The following is a 20,789-nucleotide window of genomic DNA, read 5'->3' as shown; positions in this document are numbered from 1 at the left end:
TCACGCCGCCACCCACCCATCAATCACCGCGACCGCCTCTTCCGCCGTCTCGACCATCGCGAAGAGGCTCAGGTCCTCCGGCGCGATCACCCCTGCATCGGCGAGGTGCTGCCAGTTCACCACCTTCTCCCACCACTCGCGCCCGAAGAGGAGGAAGGGGATGGGCTTCATCCGTTTGGTCTGGATCAGGGTTAGCGACTCGAAAAGCTCGTCCATCGTGCCGAAGCCGCCGGGGAAGACGCAGACGGCCTTGGCGCGCATCAGGAAATGCATCTTGCGGATGGCGAAGTAGTGGAAGTTGAAGCTGAGGTCGGGGGTGACATAGGCGTTCGGGGCCTGTTCGTGCGGAAGCACGATGTTAAGGCCGATCGACTGGCCCCCGGCTTCGTCCGCGCCGCGGTTGCCGGCCTCCATTACGCCGGGGCCGCCGCCGGTCATGACGACGTTTTCGCGGCCGTAAGTCTCCAGGCTCCGCTCGGTCATTATCTTCGCGAAGCGGCGGGCCTCGTCGTAGTAGTGCGAGAGGTCGGCGAGGGTTCTGGTCCGGGCTTGGTCGCGATGTTCGGGGGCGGGGATGCGGGCGCCGCCGAACATGACGATGGTGGACTCGATCCCGCGTTCGTCCATGATCAGTTGGGGTTTCAGAAGCTCAAGCTGCAGCCGGACGGGGCGCAGTTCCTCGCGCTTCATGAAGTCTTCGTCGGTGAAGGCGAGGCGGTAGGCCGGCGCCCGCGTCTGCGGCGTGTCAGGGATGCGCTTGACCGCCGCGATATCCTCGACGCTGTCGCGGAACGGGTGGGTGCGGGGTTCGTCTTTCATGCGGGTACTCGGATTGCGTGGGTCTGGCTTCAGCCTTATAGGGTCGGGGCCGCCGTGACCAACCGAAAAGGGAAATCCCCATGACCAACGCCGCCCTTGAAGCCGCCATCGAAGCCGCCTGGGAGGTTCGCGACACGATCACCTCGGCCACCAAGGGTGAGACGCGGGACGCGGTCGAGGCGACTTTGACCGCGCTTGACAGCGGGGCGCTGCGGGTGGCGGAGAAGCGGGGGGCGGACTGGCATGTGAACCAGTGGGCCAAGAAGGCGGTGCTGCTGTCGTTCCGGCTGACCGACATGTATGAGATTTCGGGGTCGAACGGCGGGTCGAACTGGTGGGACAAGGTGCCGTCGAAGTGGCAGGGCTGGGGCGCCGATGACTGGCGCAAGGCAGGGTTCCGGGCGGTGCCGGGGTCCATCGTGCGGCGGTCGGCGTTTATCGGCAAAGGCGTGGTGCTGATGCCGTCCTTCGTGAACATTGGGGCCTATGTCGATGAGGGCTCGATGGTGGACGGTTGGGCCACGGTCGGGTCCTGTGCTCAGATCGGCAAGAACGTGCATCTATCGGGCGGTGTCGGGATCGGCGGCGTCCTGGAGCCGATGCAGGCGGGGCCGACGATCATCGAGGACGACTGCTTCATCGGTGCGCGGTCGGAGGTGGTGGAGGGGTGCATCATCCGCGAAGGCTCGGTCCTGGGGATGGGGGTGTTCATCGGCAAGTCGACCAAGATCGTCGACCGCGAGACGGGCGAGGTCATGTATGGCGAGGTTCCGGCGGGGTCGGTCGTGGTTGCGGGGTCGATGCCGTCGAAGGGCGGGATCAACCTTTACTGTGCGGTGATCGTGAAGAAGGTCGATGCCCAGACGCGGTCGAAGACCTCGATCAACGAATTGCTGAGGGACTGAGGCCTCAGGCCACAAGCAGGCCCGCGACATGGGCGCGGACCTCGGGCCGGGCGGCGGGGCCGTAGGCGGTGTCGGGGTTGAGCTGAAGCTGGGGGAACAGGGCGAAAAGCTCATCCTGCTGCTCGGGGTCGTGGCCGTGCAGGGTCGCGGGGCCGGGGTAGTAGCTTTCGCTCCACAAGCCTTCGGCACGGATGATCTGGTGGCGGTCGAACATGAGGTGGTGGTAGGTGACCGGTGCGCCGGAGCGGTCCTGATGCAGGCACCCGGCGCGGACGAGGTGGATGGCTTTCACCAGAACCTCGGCCTCGCCGCAGTAAAGCTCGGCCCGCCAGCCGGAGAAATGCAGCCGGTGCTGCGGTGAGACGGCAAGCGCGCCGTGGTCGCCAAAGACCCCCGCGGGAATGCGGACGGCGGCCATTGTGCCCTGCGACGGCACTTGCCGCACACCGTGCCAGCGGACAGGCTGAAAGCCGTGGTCCAGCGTCAGGACCAGATCGCCGACCGCTATATCCTCAACCGGAACGGGGCCGCGTGAGGTTTCGATCCGGCAGCCTGCGACGAAGCAGGGCACAATCTCGCCTTGCACGAAACCGACGTCGGTGATGCCCGCCTGGTTCTTCACCTCGTAGGAAAAGCTCGTCCCGCCCAGGGCTTCGTCCAGGTCGCTGACGGCGGTGATGGTGCCGTCGCTGTTGACCACGATCTCAAGCCCCGAGGGCAGGATGACGTGGTCGCCGGCCTTGACCGGAACGCCGTTGATCTTGGTGATCGTCAGCGTCCCGCCCGCGGCGTCGAAGTCATTTCCTGTCAGGTTGACAATCGTCTCGCCACCGAGGCCCAGGGTGAAGCTGTCGTCTTCAGCCACGACTGCGGTCTGGACCGAGTCGCCCGCGATCAGAAGGTTGCTGTCGTAGGCCGCGTCGCCGCCATCGGCGATGCCGATCTTGATGTGGTTGACCTCACCGGGGATGACGGGGGCCTTCAGCGTCAGTGTGACGGTGAAGCCGTCCATCTCGGTGTTGTGCTGGTCCTTCGCGTTGTCGACATAAAGGTTTTCGTTGTTCGTCGGGTTGATGTTGTCGACCGAGATGTCGCCGTTGCCGACAGTGAGCTCGGCCTTTTCGCCGTTGACCCAGACACCTACGGCATCGTTGAAGCCCGACCCCACGTATTCGAGGTATTCCTCTGACGAGAAGGTGATCTGCATCGTCAGGGTCGACCCGTCGGGCACGAAGTCGGCCTCAAAAATCGCGGCATCGTAGGTCTTGGTACCGGCGATCTCGTTCAGGTCGCTGTCGTTGTCGACGCCCTTGGTATCGGTCGTGCGTGACGCGGTATGGTTCGCCTCGCCCTTGGAATTGGTGAAGTCGCTGGCCTTGCCGGTGGACAGGATCACGCCGGTGTCGGACGGAGTGGCATCGGGGGCGATCGTATCGCCTTTTGTGTAGATGCCTGCCGAGGCCGGGTCGCCGGTGTAGGTTGCCTTGACGATCTGGATGCCCGGGCCGAACATCGCCTCGGCCATTTTGGTGGCGCTGGCACCTGTTTCGACCGGCAGTTTGGTTGCTGAGACCATGAGACCCTAACCCGCAAAGACCAGTCAAGGGTTGAGGAGAACGTCTCAGGAACGGTTAACGGGTCGGTCGCAAATGCCTAAAATGCTTCGGATCCGCCAGCAGCACGGCACGGCCAGGCCAGTTGCGCAACAGGACCGCGACCGAAGCTGTCAGTTGAAACGAAAGGGTTGTGAAGGCTGGCATGGCCCCAAGGGTGCCCTTGGTCATGACCGTCGCCAGACCCCAGCAGGCAGCCGATCCAATCATGCAAAGGACGGCCCCAAGGCACGACCCCGGCGCCACGTGAAGGGTGTTGATCACCCCTTGCGCCGCCTCGGAAAGCCCGTCGTGGGCGATCTGGGCATCCGCTTTCGTTCCAGGGCTTCGCTAGTCGACCTCGCAGCCGGTGCCGCCGATGCCGTCGTCTTCGTCCGGGACGCAGTCGGTTGCCCCGGCGACCTTCTGTTCGGCGGCGACAGGTTCCTCGGCCACTTCCTCGCGCATTATCGGGGAGCAGGCTGACAGAAGGGCGATAGCCAGCAGGGCAAAGTGGCGCATCAATCGGTCTCTCCGGTCCGGTAGAAGTAACCGCCGGCCCGGAACCGCTGGGTTCCAGCTTCGGTGTTTTCTTCCTTCATCCGGGCCGCAGTCTGGCTGAGTTCCTGGAAAAGCGCCATCTCGGCTTCGGCGAAACGTTTGGAAAGTACATTGATCTGGGTTTCGGTAAGGCCCGAATAGTGCACGGAGCGTTCGAAATGTGGAGGCGTCCGGCCTTGCACGTTGTCGGCGGCGGCCTGGGCATGGTCGCCAAGGTTGCGGGAGAGGTAGGCGAGCTGGTCGTCCGATCCGGCAAGCGGCTGGTAGGAGGTCTGGGTCAGCAGAACCTGTTGGCCGTCCGCAGAGAGGGCCACGGTCCCGGCCGCCAGAAGCGTATCGAGCATCGTGCGGGGGTGGACATCGCGGCGGACGGCCTGGGCCAGGGCCTCGAAGCTTTGGCCGGGGCCGGAGCGGACGAGGGGAAGGGCTGCGCCGTCGCGGGACCACCCAGCCCCCGTCTGCCACAGCGCCACCAGCCGGGCGAGGTGGTTCGGGCGGCGGTCCTTCACATCTTCACCACGCAGGCGCACGACATCGCGGCGCTGGAGGCCGGTCATGACCGAGACCCGGCTGTCGGTCGCGCGGTCCCCAGCTTGGGTCAGCGCGGCCTGGACGTAGTGGAGCTTCATCCGCTCCACGAGGTCCGGGAACGGCAGGCCACGGGCGACGAGGAGGCGGGCGATCGGGGCGAAGAGGGCGTCGAAAATCTGCATGATGTGTAATATGCACATTTTCTTTGACAGGTCCAGTGATAAGAGATATGTGTAATTTGCACATTCCATTTGGAGCCCGCCATGCGCCCTTCCCTTTCGATCCTGCCTCTCACCTATGTCTCGATCCTTGCACTGATGACGGCCTGTTCGCCGACGGGCCCTTCCGGTGCCGTTTCCGAAGAGCGCGCCTATGCCGGTGCAAGCGTTGCTGCGGAGCCGGTTGCTGAAGCCGCCGCTCCGGAGAAGTCCGGCGGCGCCGGGGTGGCGCGGCGTGGCGTGATCACGGCGGGCGAGATCGACGATCTGCGGAACCTTGGTGCCTTCACCCGCTATCTGAAGAGCGCGGCGGGTTCGACCGGCCTGCCGCAGCTTGGCCTTGGCGCGCCGGTTCTGGTCCGCCTGACCGGCCCGGATGGCCGCCCCGCCCCCGGCGCACGCTATACGCTGCGCCGCCCCGGTGCGGCCGATCCGTTCCACGAAAGCTATGCCGGGCCGGACGGCCGGATCGTGGATTTTCCGCAGCTGTTGGGGGCGAAGGGGCTGGAGTCGGTCGAGCTTCGTGTCTTCGGGGCGGATGGGCAGGAGGCCTATCGCGAAGAGGTGGCGACCGGCAAAGAGGTGACGATCCGCCTGCCTGAGGGCGCAAGCTGGAAGCCGGACTTCCTGGACCTGGTCGTTGTCGTCGATACCACTGGCTCGATGGGCGACGAGATCGCCTTTCTGCAGCGCGAGCTGATCGGGATCACCCGGGCGGCGGCGCGGAAGGCTCCGGGGGTTTCGATCCGCTATGGGCTGGTGGCTTACCGCGACCGGGGCGATGAGTATGTGGTGCAGAACTACGGCTTCACCGGGTCGAGCGGAACGATGGCCGGGTGGCTGCGGGGTTTGTCGGCAGATGGCGGGGGCGACTATCCCGAGGCGGCGGCGGCTGCTTTGAGCACGGGTGTGGGTTTGAACTGGCGGGCTGGTAAGGGGGAGCGGCTGGTGCTGCATGTGGCCGATGCCCCGCCGCATTCGCGTGATGCGGCGACCTACCTGCGCGCGGCCAAGGCGGCGGCGGAGGACGGGGTGCAGATCTTCACGCTTGGGGCTTCGGGGGTGGCGGAGGAGTCGGAGTATCTGATGCGCCAGGCCTCGGTTGCGACGGGCGGGCGGTATCTGTTCCTGACCGATGACAGCGGGGTGGGCAGTGCTCACAACGAGCCGACTGTCGCCTGCTACCAGGTGACCAAGCTGTCGCGGCTTCTGACCAGTGTCCTGATGACCGAGCTTTCAGGCCAGCGCCAGACGGCGGGCGGCGACGTCATCCGCGAGGTCGGAGGCTCCTCCGGCGGGGTTTGCCGGAACTGACATTGGCGTTTGCAGCAAGTCATTTGATGACGTGATCGATTGGAAGCTTCCCTCCTCCAGCCTGGGGAGGGAGATGGTGGGGGGCTCGACCATGTCCCCAGGTTGACCCCCCACCCCCATCCCCTCCCCACGTTGGGGGAGGGGAGGCGCATCACGCTTTGCGTCCTGCCAGGCCGCTGCCGCGACGGGGTCTTCGGCATGGGCCAGAAGCCAGCCCTGCACTTCGGCCCCGGTCAGACGCCGCGTGCCGATCCGGTCGGCGAAGCGGGTGGCCCCGGCCTCTTCGCCGGGGAAGAAGCGCAGGTAGAGTTTGGCGGCAGTGGCGGCGCCGATCGTGCCAAGCTCCATCTGCACATCCGCCCGCCCCGGCCGGATCAGCGCCGGGTCAAGCTTTTCGCGGTGGTTCGTGGTCATGACGAGCGCCCGGCCCTCCTGTGCCGCCACCCCGTCGATGGCGTTCAGAAGGCCCGAGAAGCTGATCCCGCCCTTCTGATCCGCTTCGCGGCCCCGGAAGACGGCATCCACATCCTCCATCGCGATGATCGCGCGGTCGGGGGCGCAGAACATCAGCTCGCGCAGATCGTCATCCGAGAGGCCCGGACGACAGAGATCGATCAGCGCGAGGTCGAGCTTGAGCTCGGTGGCAAGCGCCCGAAGGACCGAGGATTTGCCAGTGCCCGGAGGGCCGTAAAGCAGATAACCCCGGCGCCAGGGGATGGCGCGGTCAGCGTACCACTGCGATGCACCAAGGAAGCGGCGCATGTCCGCGGCGAGGTGGTGCAGCCGGTCGTCGTCCGAGAGCACGGTGGAAAGCCCGCGGCCCGGCAAGGCACCCATTGCCTCCCACCAGTCACCCCGCGCGACGTGGAGCTCGGGCCCCCGGCGCTCACGGCTGCGAAGATGCGCGGCGCCTTCGGCAAGCCAGCCGCGGATCACCTCAGCCCGGCCAAAGGGCAGGGTAAGCGTGATCGTCTCCATCGGCTTTGCGTCATAGGGTCCGCCGACCCGCGTCTTTTCATCGAGGTCGCGGCTGAACCGGCAGGGTCGCCCCTGATACCAGAACCAGTAGCTGCCGGGTGCGGGGCCGAACATCTCGCCCGACGTGCCCTTCAGGTCGGTCAGCCGCAGCTGGCGGACATGGCTAAGCACCCCGGTCGCCTCGATCCAGGCGTAGAGATGGCGGTAGGCCGCCGCGCGGTTGTCGAGCGTCATCGACACGACAAAGCGCCGCCCGGCCAGCCAGCGAAGGCGCTGGTAAAGCAGGCGCGACAGCCCAAGGGCCGTGCCGAGAAGGCCAAGCGCAAGACCGCCGGCAAAGATCTCGGATTGCAGCGCGTCGGCTGCAAAGGAGGTGATGAAGTCGTGCATTTTCACTGGGTGCGGGCAAAAGGGGATTGTGCCCCGGCGGGGCCGAGACGGGGTCAGGACAGGTGGTCCGGGTTTTGTCCCTGGGTCGCGCCTTAGCGGCGGACGAGGGGCAGGCGGTTATCAATATCAGACACGTTTCCCCTCCTTCATGCAGTGATTGCGACGGGAGCGGGGGGATACACACGATTGGTGATTCGTTTCAAGCCCCCGCCTTGACAGGCCGGTGGCCGCCGGGGTTACTCCGCCAGCCCCCGCTGGAGCGCCCGATGATCGACCCGATCCCCCTGCTGCAGGACCTGATCCGCATTCCAAGCTGCGAGCCGCCAGGAGGCGAGTTGGCGGTGGCAGAGCGGGTGGCGAGGGCTTTAACGGACCTTGGGGTCGACGTGCGGCTGGATCAGTTCCTGCCGGGGCGGGCGAATGTGCTGGGCCGGGTGGCGGGCACCGGGGAGAAGCCGGCGCTGGTCTTCTCGGCGCACCTTGACACGCTGCCCGCAGGTGGCGGCTGGACGCGCGACCCGTTCTCGGGCGTGCTGGAGGACGGCCGGGTGCATGGGCGTGGGGCGGCGGATATGAAATCTGCCGTGGCGGCCTTTGTGGCGGCTGCCGGGGTGCTGGCCGCCCGGAAGACGAAGCTGAAGGGCGATGTGCTCTTGATGCTGACGGCGGGGGAAAGCGCCAACTGCATCGGGGCGCGGCGGTTCCTGGCGCAGGGGCTGCAGTCCGAGATCGGGGCGTTCCTGTGTGGTGAGCCTTCGGGGCTGGATCTGGTGGTTGTGGAGAAGGCCATCCTCTGGGCCAGGGTCACGGCGCGGGGCGAGGTTGGCCATGTCTCGGGCAACGGCGGGGTCAACGCAATCTGGCGGATGACCGAGGCGCTGGCGGCACTTCGGGCGCTGCAGCTGCAGACCCCGGCGCATCCGCTCCTGGACGGGCCGAGCCTTTCGGTCGGGCTGATCCGGGGCGGGACGGCGGTGAACCTGACGCCCGATCTGTGCGAAGCCGAGATCGACGTGCGCTTTGCCCCAGGGATCGGCGCAGACGATGTGCTGGCGCAGCTTCGGAGCGTGCTGCCGTCCGGGGTGACGATCGACCTGACGGATTACAAACCCGCAGTCGAAGAGGCTCCGGACAGTGCTTTCGTGCGGACCTGCGCCGCTGCCGTCCGGGCTGAAACGGGCGTCGAACCGCGCCGCCTGGGGGTGAATTACTACAGCGACGGAGCGATCCTGCTGGACGGTCACGCGGCGCCCTTCTGTATCCTCGGCCCTGGTCGACTGGGCGACAGCGGGACTGCGGACGAAAGCGTCAGCGCCAGGGACGTGCAGACCGCCGCGCGGCTTTACAAAATCATCGCAGAGGAGTGGCTGGCATGACCGACCCGGAAAAGCCCAAGCGGCCCCAGCAGGTCTATTCCCTGATCGTCGAGGTCGGCCGCAAGGAAGGCGACGGGCTCCCAGCGAAGGCCACGGGCGCGGCGCTTCTGTGCTACGCCTCGGGCGTCGATGAGGCTGAGGCGGTGCGTGAGACGGTGGCGATCCTGAAGGAGGCGGACCTCTCGCCCTTGGAGGTGCAGGGGTTGGGGACGCTTGAGGAACGGCTGAAGGCGGGCGAAGAGATCGACGAGGGCGAGCAGGAGCTGATGCAGCGGGCCTTGCAGGAGAACTCGGTGATCGTGGCGGAGATGACGCCGTTCTTCGACTGAAAGCGGTGCGCCTCGCGGTTGCAGGTCGGGGGCCAAGCGGGTAGGGATGCCGCTTACGCCTCTCCCTGGACCTGATGATGCCCTTCGACCCGATTGATCCCGTTGAGCTGACCGCCAAGCTGATCCGCTGCCCTTCGGTCACGCCTGCTGAAGGCGGTGCAATCGCTTTGCTGGCCGGGGTGCTGGCCGGGGCGGGGTTCACCTGTACGCGGGTCGACCGGGGCGGAATTGCCAACCTTTATGCGCGCTGGGGCAAGGCGGGGGCGAACCGGGCCTTCGGTTTCAACGGCCATACCGACGTGGTTCCCGTGGGCGATGCCGCGGCCTGGACGCACGACCCGTTCGGCGCCGAGATCGAGGATGGCGTCATGTATGGCAGGGGTGCCTGCGACATGAAATCGGGCGTTGCGGCCTTTGTCGCGGCGGCGGTTGATTTCGTGCGTGAGACGCCTCCGGACGGGGCGGTGATCCTGGCGATCACGGGGGACGAGGAAGGCGAGGGCAAGGACGGGACGATCGCGATCCTGGACTGGATGGCGTTCAACGGCGAGCGGATGACGCATTGCCTGGTGGGTGAGCCGACCTGCCCGAACGAGATGGGCGACATGATGAAGATCGGTCGTCGGGGCAGCATGACCGTGAAGATCACGGCGGTGGGTGTGCAGGGCCACAGCGCCTATCCCCACCGGGCGAAGAACCCGCTGACGGCCCTGGTCAGGCTGCTGGCGAGGCTTGACGCCGAGCCCCTGGACCGGGGCAACGCCGACTTCGATCCCTCGACGCTTGCGATCACCACGATCGACTGCGGCAATCCGGCCTCGAACGTGATCCCCGCCCGGGCGACGGCGACCATCAACATCCGCTTCAACGACACCCATTCCGGCGAGACGCTGTCGGCCTGGCTGCGGTCGGAAGCCGAAGCCGTGCAGGACGCGACGGGGGTGGAGATCGGCCTTGCGATCTCGGTCTCGGGCGAGGCCTTTGTGACCCCGCCCGGCGAGTTCGCGGCGCTGGTGGCCAAGGCGGTCGCGGCCGAGACCGGGCGCAAGCCGGCGCGGTCGACCTCGGGCGGGACCTCGGACGCGCGGTTCGTGAAGGACCATTGCCCGGTGATCGAGTTCGGGCTGGTCGGCAAGACCATGCATCAGGTCGATGAGCGGGTGGAGATCGCGCATATCGTCCAGCTGAAGGCGATCTATGCGCGCGTTTTGCGGGATTACTTCGCCTGATGCGGATCGTTGTGACCCGCGACATCCCAGCCTGCCAGCGCCTGCGGCGTATCGTGTTCATCGAAGAGCAGGGGGTCAGCGAGGCTGACGAGGTGGACGGGCTGGACGGATCGGCGATCCATCTGCTGGCGTTCGACGGGGACCACCCGGTCGGCACGGCGCGGATGCTGGTGAAGGGTGTTACGGGCAAGATCGGCCGGGTCTGTGTGCTGCCGGAGGCGCGGGGGACAGGGCTTGGGGCGGCGCTGATCCTCGCCGCGCTGGAGGAGTTGCGGCGGGTGCCGGGGGTGAGGGAGGCGTATCTCGGGTCGCAGTCGCATGCGACGGGGTTCTACGAAAAGCTGGGCTTCGCGGTCGAGGGCGAGGAGTTCCTGGACGCGGGGATTCCCCATCGCCACATGCGCCGCGCCCTCTGAACGGCGGTTTTCATATTGAGCGCTGACGCGCGAAGACCTTTTGTCTCGCCTCTGCGCTTGCGCGCAACCGGCTCGGGTGGGCGCGCCGCGCGGGGATATTTGGGCAAAGATGAAAGGCATGGCTGGTTGTGCGGACGGGACTGCTGGTCTGTGCGGACCTGTGGCTTGCGAGGGTCGGCGGAAGGCCCATGTTGCCGGGGAAGGAGAGTGTCATGTCCCGTTCCCCGTTTCAGACGATTGCCGACGAAGTGACCACTTGGCCCGGCATCACCACCGGCCCCGGCCGCTTTGGCGCGACGACCTTTTCCTATGGCACCCGCGAAGTGGGCCATCTGCATGGCTCCAGCCACGCCGATCTGCCGTTCCCGACGAAGCTTCGCCATGAGTTGGTGGCCGAGGGCCGGGCGGAGGCGCATCACTTTCTGCCTGAGAGCGGTTGGGTAACCGTCCGGCTGGGGGGCGAGGGGGTGGCGCGCGCGCTGGACCTCTTCAGGCTGAACTACGATCTGATCGTCCGGAAGAAACAGCCGCCGGAGCCGATGCAGGAAGGATAGTCTTCGGTCCTTTGCCGTGGTAGTCGGGGGGCATGAAACCGCTCCCCTCCAAGGACGAGATCCGCCAGTGGATCATCGACAACCCCGGCCTTTCGGCCAAGCGCGACATTGCCAAGGCCTTCGGGATCAAGGGCGATGCGCGGATCGAATTGAAGCACCTCCTGCGCGAGCTTGAGAGCGAGGGCGTGGTCGAAAAGACCTCCCGCCGGTTCCGTGAGGCGGGGACGCTGCCTCCCGTGGCGGTGTTGCAGGTTCTGCCGCCGGACAAGGCGGGGGACCTTTATGCGACACCGCTGGAAGAGGGGATCGAGGATGCGCCGCGCATTCTGATCATCCCGAAGAAAGGCGATCCGGCGCTGGGGGGTGGTGACCGGATTCTGGCGCGCCTGGCGAAGGTTGATCTGGACGACTACGTGTACGAGGCGCGGCTGATCCGGCGGCTGGGGTCGAACCCGCGGAAGGTGCTGGGGGTGTTCCGGGTGGGGTCCGAGGGCGGCAGGATCGTGCCGGTCGAGAAAGGCTCCGACAAGGAATGGCGGGTGGCCGCCGATATGGCCATGGGCGCGCGGGATGGGGAATTGGTCGAGGCGGAGGCCGTTGGTGCGCGCCGCATGGGTCTGCCTGCGGCGCGCGTGGTGGCACGGCTGGGCGACCCGGCGGGGCCAAGGGCGGCAAGCCTGATCGCGATCCACCAGCATGGGATTCCGGATGCCTTCCCCGACGCGGTCATGGCCGAGGCCGACCGCGCCGAACCCGTGGGGATGAAGGGGCGCGAGGATTTGCGGGGTTTGCCGCTGGTCACCATCGATCCGGTCGATGCCCGTGACCGCGACGATGCGGTTTTGGCCGAGGCGGACGCCGACCCCGGCAATCCGGGGGGCTTCATCCTCTGGGTCGCCATCGCCGATGTGGCGCATTACGTGACGCCGGGCTCGGCGCTGGACCGAGAGGCGCGGAAGCGGGGCAATTCGACCTATTTCCCCGACCGGGTGGTGCCGATGCTGCCCGATATTCTCTCGGGCGATCTCTGTTCGTTGCACGAGGGCGTCGACCGCGCCTGCCTCGCCGTGCGGATGGTGATCGACGCGGGCGGGCACAAGCGGAGCCACCGGTTCGTGCGGGGGATGATGCGGTCAGTCGCCTCCTTGCACTACGCGCAGGTGCAGGCGGCGGTGGATGGGGCTCCCGATGCGGCGACGGCGCCTCTGCTGGAACCGGTGCTGAAGCCGCTTTACGCGGCCTATGCGGCGCTGACCCGGGCACGGGAGGTGCGGCAGCCCCTGGACCTGGACTTGCCCGAGCGGAAGATCGAGCTGGACGAGGAGGGCCGGGTTGTCTCGGTCGCGTTCAAGGACCGGCTGGACGCGCACAAGCTGATCGAGGAGTTCATGATCCTCGCCAATGTCGCGGCGGCGGAGGAGCTGATCCGGCTGAAGCGGTCGCTGCTCTTCCGGGTGCATGAGGAGCCCTCGCCGTTGAAGCTGGACAGCTTGCGCGAGGTGGCTGAGGGTGCGGGGTTGACGCTGGCCAAGGGGCAGGTCCTGCAGACGCGGCACCTGAACCGGCTTCTGGCGCAGGCCGAGGGGACGGAGTTCGACGAGCTGATCAACATCTCGACCCTCCGCTCGATGACCCAGGCCTACTACCATCCGGAGAACTTCGGGCATTTCGGACTGGCTCTGCAGAACTATGCGCATTTCACCTCGCCCATCCGCCGCTATTCCGACCTGATCGTCCACCGCGCGCTGATCTCGGCGCATGGCTGGGGGAAGGACGGGTTGTCCGTCTGGGACGAAGAGAACCTGGAGGAGACCGGGAAGCTGATCTCGGAAGCCGAGCGGCGGAGCATGGCGGCGGAGCGGGACACGACCGACCGGTATCTCGCCGCCTATCTGGCCGATCGGGTGGGGGCGGAGTTTGCGGGGCGCATCTCGGGCGTGCAGCGGTTCGGGCTTTTCGTGCGGCTGGACGAGACGGGCGCGGACGGGCTGATCCCGGTGCGCGCCCTGGGGCGGGAGTTCTTCCACTACGATGAGGGCAGCCAGACCTTGATGGGCTCTGATACCGGGCTGACGTTGGGGATCGGGCAGAAGGTGACTGTCCGGCTGGCAGAAGCGGTGCCGGTGACCGGCGGGCTGATCCTGGAGCTTCTGGCGGTGGAGGGATCAGTGCTGAAACCGGCGCGGCGGCAGGGGGGCAAGTACCAACCCCGGAAACCGGCGCAAGCGGCGGCGAAACGGCGGCTGGTGCGCAAGCGGAGATGACGGGCGGGCCAAATTTCTTCGAAGAAATTTGCAAAGTCCTTCGAAGGATTTTGGTGAGCATTGGGCTGGCGATAGTGTTTGGCACTGCGGGTGCTGTGGCCCAGACGATCCTGCCCGATCCAGTCAAGGGAGTGGAGGTTGAGATGGGCACGCAAGCGGGGCTTGAGGCCTGGGTGCAGGACTTCCGGCCACGCGCGCTGGCGGCAGGGGTTCCGGCGGCAACCTTCGATCAGGCGATGCGGGGGGTGGAGTTCAACCCGAAGGTCGTGGAACGCGACCGGAACCAGAACGAGTTCACCAAGACGATCTGGGATTATCTCGACACTGCTGTCTCGGAGGACCGGGTGGCGCTTGGGATCAAGGCGCTGGAGAAGAACCGCGCACTCCTTGAGCGGATCGAGGCGGAATACGGGGTGGAGAAGGAGGTCGTCGCGGCGGTCTGGGGGCTGGAAAGCGCCTATGGCACCTATCGCGGTGATCTGCCGGTGCTGGGGTCTTTGGCGACCCTTGCCTATGAGGGGCGGCGGGGGGCGTTCTTCGAGGCGGAGCTGATCGCGGCGCTGAAGATCGTCGATGGTGGCCATGTGGAAAGCTTCACCGGCAGCTGGGCGGGGGCGAGCGGGCATACCCAGTTCATGCCCTCGTCGTGGGAGAAGTTCGCGGTCGATTTCGACGGTGACGGGAAGCGGAACCTCTGGGGCGATGACCCGGCGGATGCGCTGGCCTCGACCGCCAATTACCTGCGGCATTGGGGGTGGCAGACGGGGATGCCGTGGGGGTTCGAGGTGAAGTTGCCGGAGGGCTTCGACTATGAGCAGACGACCGAGCGGGTGGTGAAGCCGGTCGCGGAGTGGCAGGCAATGGGGGTCAGGACGGCTTCGGGGGGCGATCTGCCGGACCCTGGGCCGGGTTCGAGTTTGCTGCCTGGCGGGGCGCGGGGGGCGGCGTTTCTGATCTTTCCGAACTTCCAGGTGATCGAAAAGTACAACACGGCCGATGCCTATATCATCGGGATCGGGCATCTGGCGGACCGGATCAAGGGCGGCCCTGCGATTGCCGGGACCTGGCCGCGCGAGCTGCGGGCGCTGACGCTGGAGGAGCGGGTGGAGCTGCAGGGCCTGCTTGGCAGGGCCGGGTTCGATCCGGGCGGGGTGGACGGGCGGATGGGGCCGAAGACCATCGCTGCCGTAAAGGCGTTCCAGAAAGCGCGCGGGCTGATACCGGATGGTTATCCAAGCCTTGAGGTGCTTGGCCTTTTGCGATGAGGCCTCAGGCCGGTTTCCGTAGCCGGGCGAGGAAGAAGCCATCCATCCCGCCGCGATCCGCCCAGTAGTCGGGGCGAAGGCGCAGGCCGTTTGAGGTCGTCCACCAGTTCGGCTCGACCCCCGGCAGATCGATGCGCTCGACGGTCAGGTCGGGATGGCGGTCGAGCGTGGCGGAAAGCTGGTCCTCGCCTTCATCAGACAGAAGCGAGCAGGTGGCAAAGACCAGCCGCCCGCCGGGCTTGAGCCAGCCAAGTGCCCGGTCGATCAGCCTGGCCTGCAGATCGACCAGCCCCGTGACTTCAGAGCCATCCTTGACAAATGGCAGGTCGGGATGCCGACGGATCGTCCCTGTCGCCGAACAGGGCGCATCGAGGAGGATCGCGTCGAAGGCCCCGTCCGGCTCCCAGGTCAGGGCATCGGCGACTACGAGCTCGGCGGTCAGGCCGGTGCGGCTGAGGTTGGCTTCCAGCCGCGCCATGCGAGGGCCCGAGATGTCAAGCGACACGACCCTTGCTCCGGCTGCGGCAAGCTGGAGGGTCTTGCCACCTGGTGCCGCGCAAAGGTCCAGCACCCTCTCGCCCGGCCGCGCATCCAGAAGCACGGCGGGCAGGGCGGCGGCGGCGTCCTGTATCCACCAGCCACCCTCGGCATAGCCTGGCAGCGCCGATATCTGCCCCGCGCCGCGAAGGCGCAGACTGCCGGTCGGCAGAAGCTCGCCCTCCGGTGCCGGGAAACCCTCGCGGAGTGTCAGGTCAAGCGGGGGCTCGGTGGCCTGCACCGCCTCGATCTGCGAGACGACATCCCGGCCCCAGGCGTGAACGAGAGGTTGGCGCAGCCAGCGCGGCATCTTTTGCGGCGACGCGCCGTCGAGAAGCCCCGTCTCTGGCAAGGCCCGCAGGACAGCATTGACGAGCCCGGCGAGATGCGCGGTGCGCTTGCCCTTCCGCACGATCTCGACTGCCGCGTTCACGACGCCGTGGGCCGGGGCACCCTCTGCGCATTCGATGACAGCCAGGCGCAGCACGTTCCGTGCCGTCAGCGGCGGCGCCTTGCGGAGATGCCGGTCGAGGAGCCGGTCGGCCGGTTCCAGATGCCGGAGGACCGTTTCCGCCAGCCGCAAGGCCCGCGCGCGGTCGGCAGGCGACAGATCGCCCCCGGCAAAGTCCGACAGCATCCGCCCTTCGCCCAGGACTCCGTCCAGGATCGCAACCGCTGCGGCCCGTGCCGCCACACCTTCGGCCATCGCCGTCCCCTTGCTGCCCATCCGCGCGGCCTATATCACCAAGTAAGGGCACACAAGGAACCATGGGCATGGACAAGAACGATCTGCCCCCCGCCGCAAAACGGGCTCTGGCCGAGGCCGAAGCGCGCCGGAAGGCAGCCGAGGCGCAGCCCCCGCTGCCGAAGGAACTAGGCGGGCGCGAGGGGCCTGAACCCGTGCGCTATGGCGACTGGGAGAAGAAGGGGATCGCTGTCGATTTCTGACGCCCCCTCCTCGTTCGACTTCGTCTCCTCGTCGGAGCTACCCGAGCGAGGAGTGACGAAGTCATCGACGAGCGGCACCGTAAAGCTTAGCGCAGCCGGAACGTCGCCGAGTCGCCCTTGCCCTGGTCAACCGTGAACCGGACCCGCTCACCGCCGTGCGCTTCGACCAGCTGGCAGTTGTAGTCGATCGCCGTCCCGCTCCAGTCCATCTCGCGGCAGAAGTAGCCGTCCTTCCAGGACCAGTTGCCGGTGATGTCCCAGCCCATGGCCGAGCCATCGATACGGCCATCCGGAGAGACCGTCAGCGACAGATTGTAAAGGCCGATACGCAGCTCCCGATCCTTGACCAGATCGAGGAACCGGTCCTTTTCCTTGACTGGCTCAAACCCCTCGGCGGCAGCCGGGATTGGTGCGGCCAGCATCAGCACTACGGCGCAGAAACGAAACATGGCATCCCCCAAGCATCAGTCTGACGACTGATACGCAGCCGGGACGGAACTGGATCACCCGCTAGATGCCAAGCACATCCATCATGTCGTACTGCCCGGGCTTCTGCCCCTGCCCCCAAAGCGCCGCCCTCAGCGCGCCGCGGGCAAAGAGCGCCCGGTCGGTCGCGACATGGCGTAGGATCACCCGCTCGCCCTCGCCCGCGAAGATCACATCGTGCTCGCCCACGATATCGCCGCCCCGGATGGCCGAGAAGCCGATGGCTCCTTTCGCCCGCGCGCCGGTGATCCCGTCGCGGCCCGAGACCTTCGTGTCCTCCAGCGAAACACCACGTCCCGCCGCAACCGCCGCACCCAGCATCAGAGCGGTGCCCGAGGGCGCGTCGACCTTCATCCGGTGATGCGCCTCGACGATCTCCACATCCCAGTCGGCATCGAGCGCCGCCGCCACCTTTTCGGCGACCCGCACCAGAAGGTTCACACCCAGCGACATGTTCCCGGCCCGCACGATCACCGCGTGGCGTGAGGCGGCCTCGATCTTCGCCAGATGCTCGGCCTCAAGCCCCGTTGTCCCGATGACATGGCAGGCCCGCGCCTGGGCCGCCAGTGCCGCAAACTCCACCGTCGCGGCGGGTGCCGTGAAATCCACCACCGCCTGCGCCTTGGCAAAGGCTTCCAGCGCGTCGTCGGTCACCTTGACGCCCACCGGGGTGCCACCCATCGCCTCGCCCACGTCCCGACCGATCCAGGGGTGACCCGCGCGCTCAACACAGCCGACCAGCCGCAGCCGGTCTGACCCCTGTGACAGCCGGATCAGCGTCTGCCCCATCCGCCCTGACGCACCTGTGACCACCAGTCCGGGAACATCGCTCATGCCGCACCTCCGCTTGCCCGACCCTCCTAGCGCCTTACTGCGGGGCAAGAAAGCCCGGCGTTGCGGGCGGCGCGGAAAGGGCCTAAACGGTCGCCCATGTCGAACAAGCGCTTCTCCACCGGCTCAGGCCCGTCGCAACGCCAGCTTCGGGTGGGCGAACTTATTCGCCGCACGCTCTCGGACGTTCTGAACCGGGCCGAAATCCACGACCCGGAACTCAACGCCATGTCGATCACGGTGGGCGAGGTGTCGTGCTCGCCGGATCTGAAGGTCGCGACCGTATATGTGATGCCGCTGATGGGCTCGGTGCCCGTGCAGGATGCTATCACCGCTTTGGCGCGCAACAAGGCCGAGCTTCGGCATCGCATCTCGCGGGAGCTGACGCTGAAATACGCCCCCGACCTGCGCTTCCGGCCGGATGAGACCTTCGACCGCCTGGACGAAACCCGGCGCCTCTTCTCGGACCCGGCAGTGCAGCGCGATCTCGACGCGGCTGACGAGGAGGAGTGATGTTCCGCCTTGCGTTTGCCCTGATGCTGGCCCCCTTGGACGCCGGGGCGGTCACCTGCCGCGACACCACGTTCGAGGGCGCCTCTTACACGCTGTGCGAGGTCACCTCGGGCGAGGACCTGCGGCTCTTTCATTCCGGCCCCGAAGGCGTCTACGGCAGCTTCAAGAACATCGACGCCGCGCTGGTAGCCGAGGGCAAGGCCCTGAGCTTCGCGATGAACGCGGGCATGTATCACCACGACCTTTCACCCGTCGGGCTGTACGTCGAGGACGGCAACGAGGTCGCTCGCCTGGTTACCGCGGACGGGCCGGGCAACTTCGGCCTTCTGCCGAATGGTGTCTTCTGCTTTGGCGAGAGGTTCCGCATCCTCGAAAGCCGAGCATTCAAGAAAGAAGCCCCCGACTGCCGCTTTGCCACCCAATCGGGGCCGATGCTGGTGATCAAGGGAGAGCTTCACCCGAAGCTTCTGCCCGACAGCGACAGCACCTATGTCCGCAACGGCGTCGGCGTCAGCGAGGACGGCACCCGCGCCGTCTTCGCGATCTCGAACGACGAGGTCAATTTCCACGCTTTCGCCCGGCTTTTCCGCGATGAGCTGGCGCTGAAGGACGCGCTCTACTTCGACGGCAACATCTCGCGCCTTTATGCCCCCGACTTGAACAGACATGACGGTGGCTTCCCGATGGGGCCGACTGTCGGCACCGTGGTTCCGAAAGGCTGAACGATGGGCCGCACCAAGAAGGGCCGCCCCGTCACCGGCTGGCTGGTCATCGACAAGCCCGCCGGGGTGACCTCGACCGCTGTGGTGAACAAGGTGAAATGGGCGTTTTCGGCGCAGAAGGCCGGGCATGCCGGGACGCTCGACCCCGATGCGACCGGGGTTCTTGCAGTGGCACTGGGAGAGGCGACGAAGACCATCCCCTACATCACCGACGCCCTGAAATGCTACCGGTTCCGGGTGACCTTCGGCGCTGCGACCGATACCGACGATGCCTCGGGCCGGGTGATCGCGACCAGCGCGCTGCGGCCAAGTGATGCCGAGATCGAAGCGGCACTTGCCGCCTTCCGGGGCCAGATCCAACAGGTCCCGCCGCAGTATTCCGCCGTCAAGGTCGAAGGCGAGCGCGCCTATGACCTCGCCCGCGAAGGCGAGGAAATGGACCTTGCCGCCCGCCCGCTCTGGGTAGACAGTCTGGTGGTCAAGGCCCGCCCCGACCCCGACCATGTCGAACTGGAGATGGTCTGCGGCAAGGGCGGCTACGTCCGCTCCATCGCCCGCGACCTTGGGCAAGCGCTCGGCTGCCTTGGCCACGTGCTCTGGCTCCGCCGCACCTGGTCCGGCCCCTTCAGCGCCGATCAGGGCGTGACGCTCGACCAGATCGACGCCGAGGCCAAGAGCGAGGCGCTGGATGCTCGCCTCCTGCCCCTGGAACTCGGCCTGGAAGACCTGCCAGAGTTCCCCGCGACCCCCGAAGGCGCGGCCCGGCTGCGCAATGGCAACCCCGGCCAGGTTATCGGCCATGCCGACTGGGGCACCGAAGGCTGGGCCAGCCTGGATGGGCTGGCCGTGGCTGTGGGGCATTATCGGGGCGGAGAGCTGCACCCGAGCCGGGTGTTCAACAGGTAGGCCTGAGGTTGACCGTTTCGGTCCTCGATAATGTCAAAGTTCTCGCTTAGGCATATGCTCGACGCCAAACTGATTAGGTCCTCCGAATGGTAGCCAAGCCCAGGCTGTTCGCCGCATTCCTGATTGCCCCGATTGTGCCCGCGCTTCTTGTGCTCGCCTTCAGCATCATGTTCGACGAACTGGTGTACTATGAGTTCATCCTCGGTATGGGCGCGCTGGTGGGATACCTGTTCGCAACGATCTTGGGCGGTCCGGCCTACATCCTTTACTTCCGGAAGCTCGACCCGGTCAGGAAGCTTCCGTTCGTCTGCTTCACCTTGGCTTGTCTGGCGGGCTATTGCATCCTGTTCGGATCGATCATGGTGAGCCAAGACGGCTTTCTGGCACTTCTGTCCCCGACATTCCTTGGCTATGGCGTGATCTTCTTCGTCTCCACCTCGATAGCCGTGGCCGCCTTCTATCTGATCGCGTTTCAAGAGTTCCGGAGCACGAAAGGCTAGCGTTAAGCGGTCCCGGGAGAACCCCGAGGGCGACATCGTTGGCCAAAAGCAAAAGGCCCCGCATCGCTGCGGAGCCTTTCCGGATTTCGGGGCTGTCGGTCTCAGACCAGCGCGGCTTTCGCCTGGCCGGCGATGGCGTTGAACGCCTCGGGCTCATGCACGGCGAGATCGGCGAGGACCTTGCGGTCGACCTCGATCCCGGCTTTCGCCAGACCGTTGATCAGCCGCGAATAGGTCATCTCGGCATCGAACAGCCGGACCGCAGCGTTGATCCGCTGGATCCAGAGCGCGCGGAACGACCGCTTGCGGGCCTTGCGGTCGCGGGTCGCGTACTGGTTGGCCTTGTCGACCGCCTGGGTGGCGGTGCGGAAGTTCGTGGAACGGGCGGCGTAATAGCCCTTGGCAGCCTTGATCACCTTGCGGTGACGGGCATGCGTGACGACGCCGGATTTGACGCGGGACATCTGGTGCTCTCCTTACCGGTCGTAGGGCATGTACTTCTTGACGATCTTGGTGTCCGCAGCGGACAGCAGCATCGTTCCGGAAGCATCGCGAATGAACTTCGTCGTGCGCTTGATCATGCCGTGCCGCTTGCCGGCAACGCC

General features: G+C 66.4%; 24 protein-coding genes. 14 read left to right on the top strand and 10 right to left on the bottom strand.

What is annotated here, in order from left to right; genetic code table 11:
* Positions 1-819, bottom strand: coding sequence for an LOG family protein (locus tag ACRCSW_RS18605; RefSeq protein ID WP_438707143.1), 819 nt, complete (start codon positions 817-819; stop codon positions 1-3).
* Between the two features lie 80 nt (positions 820-899).
* On the opposite strand from ACRCSW_RS18605, the gene dapD reads away from it, so the two are divergent.
* The gene (dapD, locus tag ACRCSW_RS18600) at positions 900-1,724 is read left to right on the top strand and encodes a 2,3,4,5-tetrahydropyridine-2,6-dicarboxylate N-succinyltransferase (protein WP_438707142.1); all 825 of its coding nucleotides are present in this window, start codon (positions 900-902) and stop codon (positions 1,722-1,724) included.
* Positions 1,725-1,728: 4 nt separating this feature from the next.
* Here dapD and ACRCSW_RS18595 read toward each other — a convergent pair whose 3' ends face one another.
* The 3 genes from ACRCSW_RS18595 to ACRCSW_RS18585 form a co-directional block, all read right to left on the bottom strand.
* Positions 1,729-3,300, bottom strand: a complete 1,572-nt coding sequence (locus tag ACRCSW_RS18595) for a choice-of-anchor L domain-containing protein (protein ID WP_438707141.1) — start codon at positions 3,298-3,300, stop codon at positions 1,729-1,731.
* A gap of 367 nt (positions 3,301-3,667) precedes the next feature.
* Positions 3,668-3,838 (bottom strand): hypothetical protein, encoded by a 171-nt coding sequence (locus tag ACRCSW_RS18590; RefSeq protein WP_438707140.1) that lies wholly within the window; start codon positions 3,836-3,838, stop codon positions 3,668-3,670.
* Positions 3,838-4,590 carry a DUF6502 family protein gene (locus ACRCSW_RS18585; protein WP_438707139.1) on the bottom strand — a complete coding sequence of 251 codons (753 nt, stop codon included), beginning with the start codon at positions 4,588-4,590 and terminating at the stop codon, positions 3,838-3,840. The genes ACRCSW_RS18590 and ACRCSW_RS18585 overlap by 1 nt, the downstream gene beginning before the upstream one ends.
* A gap of 81 nt (positions 4,591-4,671) precedes the next feature.
* On the opposite strand from ACRCSW_RS18585, the gene ACRCSW_RS18580 reads away from it, so the two are divergent.
* Positions 4,672-5,940 (top strand): vWA domain-containing protein, encoded by a 1,269-nt coding sequence (locus ACRCSW_RS18580; RefSeq protein ID WP_438707138.1) that lies wholly within the window; start codon positions 4,672-4,674, stop codon positions 5,938-5,940.
* On the opposite strand, the gene ACRCSW_RS18575 is transcribed toward ACRCSW_RS18580, so the two are convergent.
* Positions 5,863-7,308 carry an AAA family ATPase gene (locus ACRCSW_RS18575; protein WP_438707137.1) on the bottom strand — a complete coding sequence of 482 codons (1,446 nt, stop codon included), beginning with the start codon at positions 7,306-7,308 and terminating at the stop codon, positions 5,863-5,865. The genes ACRCSW_RS18580 and ACRCSW_RS18575 overlap by 78 nt on opposite strands.
* Before the next feature lie 266 nt (positions 7,309-7,574).
* On the opposite strand from ACRCSW_RS18575, the gene ACRCSW_RS18570 reads away from it, so the two are divergent.
* From ACRCSW_RS18570 to ACRCSW_RS18540, 7 genes are all read left to right on the top strand, one after another.
* Positions 7,575-8,684 carry a M20 family metallopeptidase gene (locus tag ACRCSW_RS18570; RefSeq protein ID WP_438707136.1) on the top strand — a complete coding sequence of 370 codons (1,110 nt, stop codon included), beginning with the start codon at positions 7,575-7,577 and terminating at the stop codon, positions 8,682-8,684.
* Positions 8,681-9,013, top strand: a complete 333-nt coding sequence (locus tag ACRCSW_RS18565) for a hypothetical protein (RefSeq protein WP_438707135.1) — start codon at positions 8,681-8,683, stop codon at positions 9,011-9,013. The genes ACRCSW_RS18570 and ACRCSW_RS18565 overlap by 4 nt, the downstream gene beginning before the upstream one ends.
* A 74-nt stretch (positions 9,014-9,087) precedes the next feature.
* On the top strand, positions 9,088-10,242 hold the full coding sequence (gene dapE / locus ACRCSW_RS18560) for a succinyl-diaminopimelate desuccinylase (RefSeq protein ID WP_438707134.1): 1,155 nt from the start codon (positions 9,088-9,090) through the stop codon (positions 10,240-10,242).
* Positions 10,242-10,658 (top strand): GNAT family N-acetyltransferase, encoded by a 417-nt coding sequence (locus ACRCSW_RS18555; protein ID WP_438707133.1) that lies wholly within the window; start codon positions 10,242-10,244, stop codon positions 10,656-10,658. The genes dapE and ACRCSW_RS18555 overlap by 1 nt, the downstream gene beginning before the upstream one ends.
* Positions 10,659-10,870: 212 nt before the next feature.
* The gene (locus ACRCSW_RS18550; protein WP_438707132.1) at positions 10,871-11,212 is read left to right on the top strand and encodes a luciferase domain-containing protein; all 342 of its coding nucleotides are present in this window, start codon (positions 10,871-10,873) and stop codon (positions 11,210-11,212) included.
* Positions 11,213-11,244: 32 nt separating this feature from the next.
* Positions 11,245-13,476, top strand: coding sequence for a ribonuclease R (gene rnr / locus ACRCSW_RS18545; protein ID WP_438707131.1), 2,232 nt, complete (start codon positions 11,245-11,247; stop codon positions 13,474-13,476).
* Entirely contained in the window at positions 13,473-14,741 is a 1,269-nt protein-coding gene (locus ACRCSW_RS18540) for a lytic murein transglycosylase (protein WP_438707130.1), read from the top strand. Before rnr ends, ACRCSW_RS18540 begins: the two co-directional genes overlap by 4 nt.
* 4 nt (positions 14,742-14,745) lie before the next feature.
* Here ACRCSW_RS18540 and ACRCSW_RS18535 read toward each other — a convergent pair whose 3' ends face one another.
* On the bottom strand, positions 14,746-16,005 hold the full coding sequence (locus tag ACRCSW_RS18535) for an RsmB/NOP family class I SAM-dependent RNA methyltransferase (RefSeq protein WP_438707129.1): 1,260 nt from the start codon (positions 16,003-16,005) through the stop codon (positions 14,746-14,748).
* A 47-nt stretch (positions 16,006-16,052) separates the two neighbouring features.
* Here ACRCSW_RS18535 and ACRCSW_RS18530 point away from each other — a divergent pair, with 47 nt between their 5' ends.
* The gene (locus ACRCSW_RS18530) at positions 16,053-16,226 is read left to right on the top strand and encodes a DUF1674 domain-containing protein (protein ID WP_438707128.1); all 174 of its coding nucleotides are present in this window, start codon (positions 16,053-16,055) and stop codon (positions 16,224-16,226) included.
* Between the two features lie 86 nt (positions 16,227-16,312).
* On the opposite strand, the gene ACRCSW_RS18525 is transcribed toward ACRCSW_RS18530, so the two are convergent.
* Both ACRCSW_RS18525 and dapB read right to left on the bottom strand, forming a co-directional pair.
* Positions 16,313-16,675 carry a dihydrodipicolinate reductase gene (locus ACRCSW_RS18525; RefSeq protein WP_438707127.1) on the bottom strand — a complete coding sequence of 121 codons (363 nt, stop codon included), beginning with the start codon at positions 16,673-16,675 and terminating at the stop codon, positions 16,313-16,315.
* Between the two features lie 61 nt (positions 16,676-16,736).
* Positions 16,737-17,546 (bottom strand): 4-hydroxy-tetrahydrodipicolinate reductase, encoded by an 810-nt coding sequence (gene dapB, locus ACRCSW_RS18520; protein WP_438707126.1) that lies wholly within the window; start codon positions 17,544-17,546, stop codon positions 16,737-16,739.
* A 96-nt stretch (positions 17,547-17,642) separates the two neighbouring features.
* On the opposite strand from dapB, the gene rbfA reads away from it, so the two are divergent.
* The 4 genes from rbfA (at position 17,643) to ACRCSW_RS18500 (ending at position 20,184) form a co-directional block, all read left to right on the top strand.
* On the top strand, positions 17,643-18,056 hold the full coding sequence (gene rbfA, locus ACRCSW_RS18515) for a 30S ribosome-binding factor RbfA (RefSeq protein WP_438707125.1): 414 nt from the start codon (positions 17,643-17,645) through the stop codon (positions 18,054-18,056).
* Complete coding sequence (locus ACRCSW_RS18510) at positions 18,056-18,778, top strand: phosphodiester glycosidase family protein (protein WP_438707124.1); 723 nt, start codon at positions 18,056-18,058, stop codon at positions 18,776-18,778. Before rbfA ends, ACRCSW_RS18510 begins: the two co-directional genes overlap by 1 nt.
* Positions 18,779-18,781: 3 nt before the next feature.
* Complete coding sequence (gene truB / locus ACRCSW_RS18505; protein ID WP_438707123.1) at positions 18,782-19,684, top strand: tRNA pseudouridine(55) synthase TruB; 903 nt, start codon at positions 18,782-18,784, stop codon at positions 19,682-19,684.
* A gap of 86 nt (positions 19,685-19,770) precedes the next feature.
* Positions 19,771-20,184, top strand: coding sequence for a hypothetical protein (locus tag ACRCSW_RS18500; protein WP_438707122.1), 414 nt, complete (start codon positions 19,771-19,773; stop codon positions 20,182-20,184).
* 101 nt (positions 20,185-20,285) lie between these two features.
* Here ACRCSW_RS18500 and rplT read toward each other — a convergent pair whose 3' ends face one another.
* The gene (rplT, locus tag ACRCSW_RS18495) at positions 20,286-20,648 is read right to left on the bottom strand and encodes a 50S ribosomal protein L20 (RefSeq protein ID WP_438707121.1); all 363 of its coding nucleotides are present in this window, start codon (positions 20,646-20,648) and stop codon (positions 20,286-20,288) included.
* Between the two features lie 12 nt (positions 20,649-20,660).
* Positions 20,661-20,789: large ribosomal subunit protein bL35 (locus ACRCSW_RS18490; protein WP_438707161.1), on the bottom strand; the 129-nt coding region annotated here is incomplete at its 5' end.

The sequence above is a fragment of the Tabrizicola sp. genome (assembly GCF_051645465.1).
Lineage (GTDB): Bacteria > Pseudomonadota > Alphaproteobacteria > Rhodobacterales > Rhodobacteraceae > Tabrizicola.
This window is presented reverse-complemented; position numbering and strand designations above follow the sequence as displayed.

What these genes read in the sequence shown, in the direction of transcription:
- rplT (WP_438707121.1), bottom strand. Translation starts at nt 20,648, where the DNA reads ATGTCCCGCGTCAAATCCGGCGTCGTCACGCATGCCCGTCACCGCAAG.
- dapB (WP_438707126.1), bottom strand. Translation starts at nt 17,546, where the DNA reads ATGAGCGATGTTCCCGGACTGGTGGTCACAGGTGCGTCAGGGCGGATG.
- ACRCSW_RS18565 (WP_438707135.1), top strand. Translation starts at nt 8,681, where the DNA reads ATGACCGACCCGGAAAAGCCCAAGCGGCCCCAGCAGGTCTATTCCCTG.
- ACRCSW_RS18585 (WP_438707139.1), bottom strand. Translation starts at nt 4,590, where the DNA reads ATGCAGATTTTCGACGCCCTCTTCGCCCCGATCGCCCGCCTCCTCGTC.
- ACRCSW_RS18500 (WP_438707122.1), top strand. Translation starts at nt 19,771, where the DNA reads ATGGTAGCCAAGCCCAGGCTGTTCGCCGCATTCCTGATTGCCCCGATT.
- ACRCSW_RS18555 (WP_438707133.1), top strand. Translation starts at nt 10,242, where the DNA reads ATGCGGATCGTTGTGACCCGCGACATCCCAGCCTGCCAGCGCCTGCGG.
- ACRCSW_RS18590 (WP_438707140.1), bottom strand. Translation starts at nt 3,838, where the DNA reads ATGCGCCACTTTGCCCTGCTGGCTATCGCCCTTCTGTCAGCCTGCTCC.
- ACRCSW_RS18540 (WP_438707130.1), top strand. Translation starts at nt 13,473, where the DNA reads ATGACGGGCGGGCCAAATTTCTTCGAAGAAATTTGCAAAGTCCTTCGA.
- dapE (WP_438707134.1), top strand. Translation starts at nt 9,088, where the DNA reads ATGATGCCCTTCGACCCGATTGATCCCGTTGAGCTGACCGCCAAGCTG.
- dapD (WP_438707142.1), top strand. Translation starts at nt 900, where the DNA reads ATGACCAACGCCGCCCTTGAAGCCGCCATCGAAGCCGCCTGGGAGGTT.
- ACRCSW_RS18580 (WP_438707138.1), top strand. Translation starts at nt 4,672, where the DNA reads ATGCGCCCTTCCCTTTCGATCCTGCCTCTCACCTATGTCTCGATCCTT.
- ACRCSW_RS18535 (WP_438707129.1), bottom strand. Translation starts at nt 16,005, where the DNA reads ATGGGCAGCAAGGGGACGGCGATGGCCGAAGGTGTGGCGGCACGGGCC.
- ACRCSW_RS18575 (WP_438707137.1), bottom strand. Translation starts at nt 7,308, where the DNA reads ATGCACGACTTCATCACCTCCTTTGCAGCCGACGCGCTGCAATCCGAG.
- ACRCSW_RS18530 (WP_438707128.1), top strand. Translation starts at nt 16,053, where the DNA reads ATGGACAAGAACGATCTGCCCCCCGCCGCAAAACGGGCTCTGGCCGAG.
- ACRCSW_RS18525 (WP_438707127.1), bottom strand. Translation starts at nt 16,675, where the DNA reads ATGTTTCGTTTCTGCGCCGTAGTGCTGATGCTGGCCGCACCAATCCCG.
- rnr (WP_438707131.1), top strand. Translation starts at nt 11,245, where the DNA reads ATGAAACCGCTCCCCTCCAAGGACGAGATCCGCCAGTGGATCATCGAC.
- truB (WP_438707123.1), top strand. Translation starts at nt 18,782, where the DNA reads ATGGGCCGCACCAAGAAGGGCCGCCCCGTCACCGGCTGGCTGGTCATC.
- ACRCSW_RS18570 (WP_438707136.1), top strand. Translation starts at nt 7,575, where the DNA reads ATGATCGACCCGATCCCCCTGCTGCAGGACCTGATCCGCATTCCAAGC.
- ACRCSW_RS18510 (WP_438707124.1), top strand. Translation starts at nt 18,056, where the DNA reads ATGTTCCGCCTTGCGTTTGCCCTGATGCTGGCCCCCTTGGACGCCGGG.
- rbfA (WP_438707125.1), top strand. Translation starts at nt 17,643, where the DNA reads ATGTCGAACAAGCGCTTCTCCACCGGCTCAGGCCCGTCGCAACGCCAG.
- ACRCSW_RS18595 (WP_438707141.1), bottom strand. Translation starts at nt 3,300, where the DNA reads ATGGTCTCAGCAACCAAACTGCCGGTCGAAACAGGTGCCAGCGCCACC.
- ACRCSW_RS18550 (WP_438707132.1), top strand. Translation starts at nt 10,871, where the DNA reads ATGTCCCGTTCCCCGTTTCAGACGATTGCCGACGAAGTGACCACTTGG.
- ACRCSW_RS18605 (WP_438707143.1), bottom strand. Translation starts at nt 819, where the DNA reads ATGAAAGACGAACCCCGCACCCACCCGTTCCGCGACAGCGTCGAGGAT.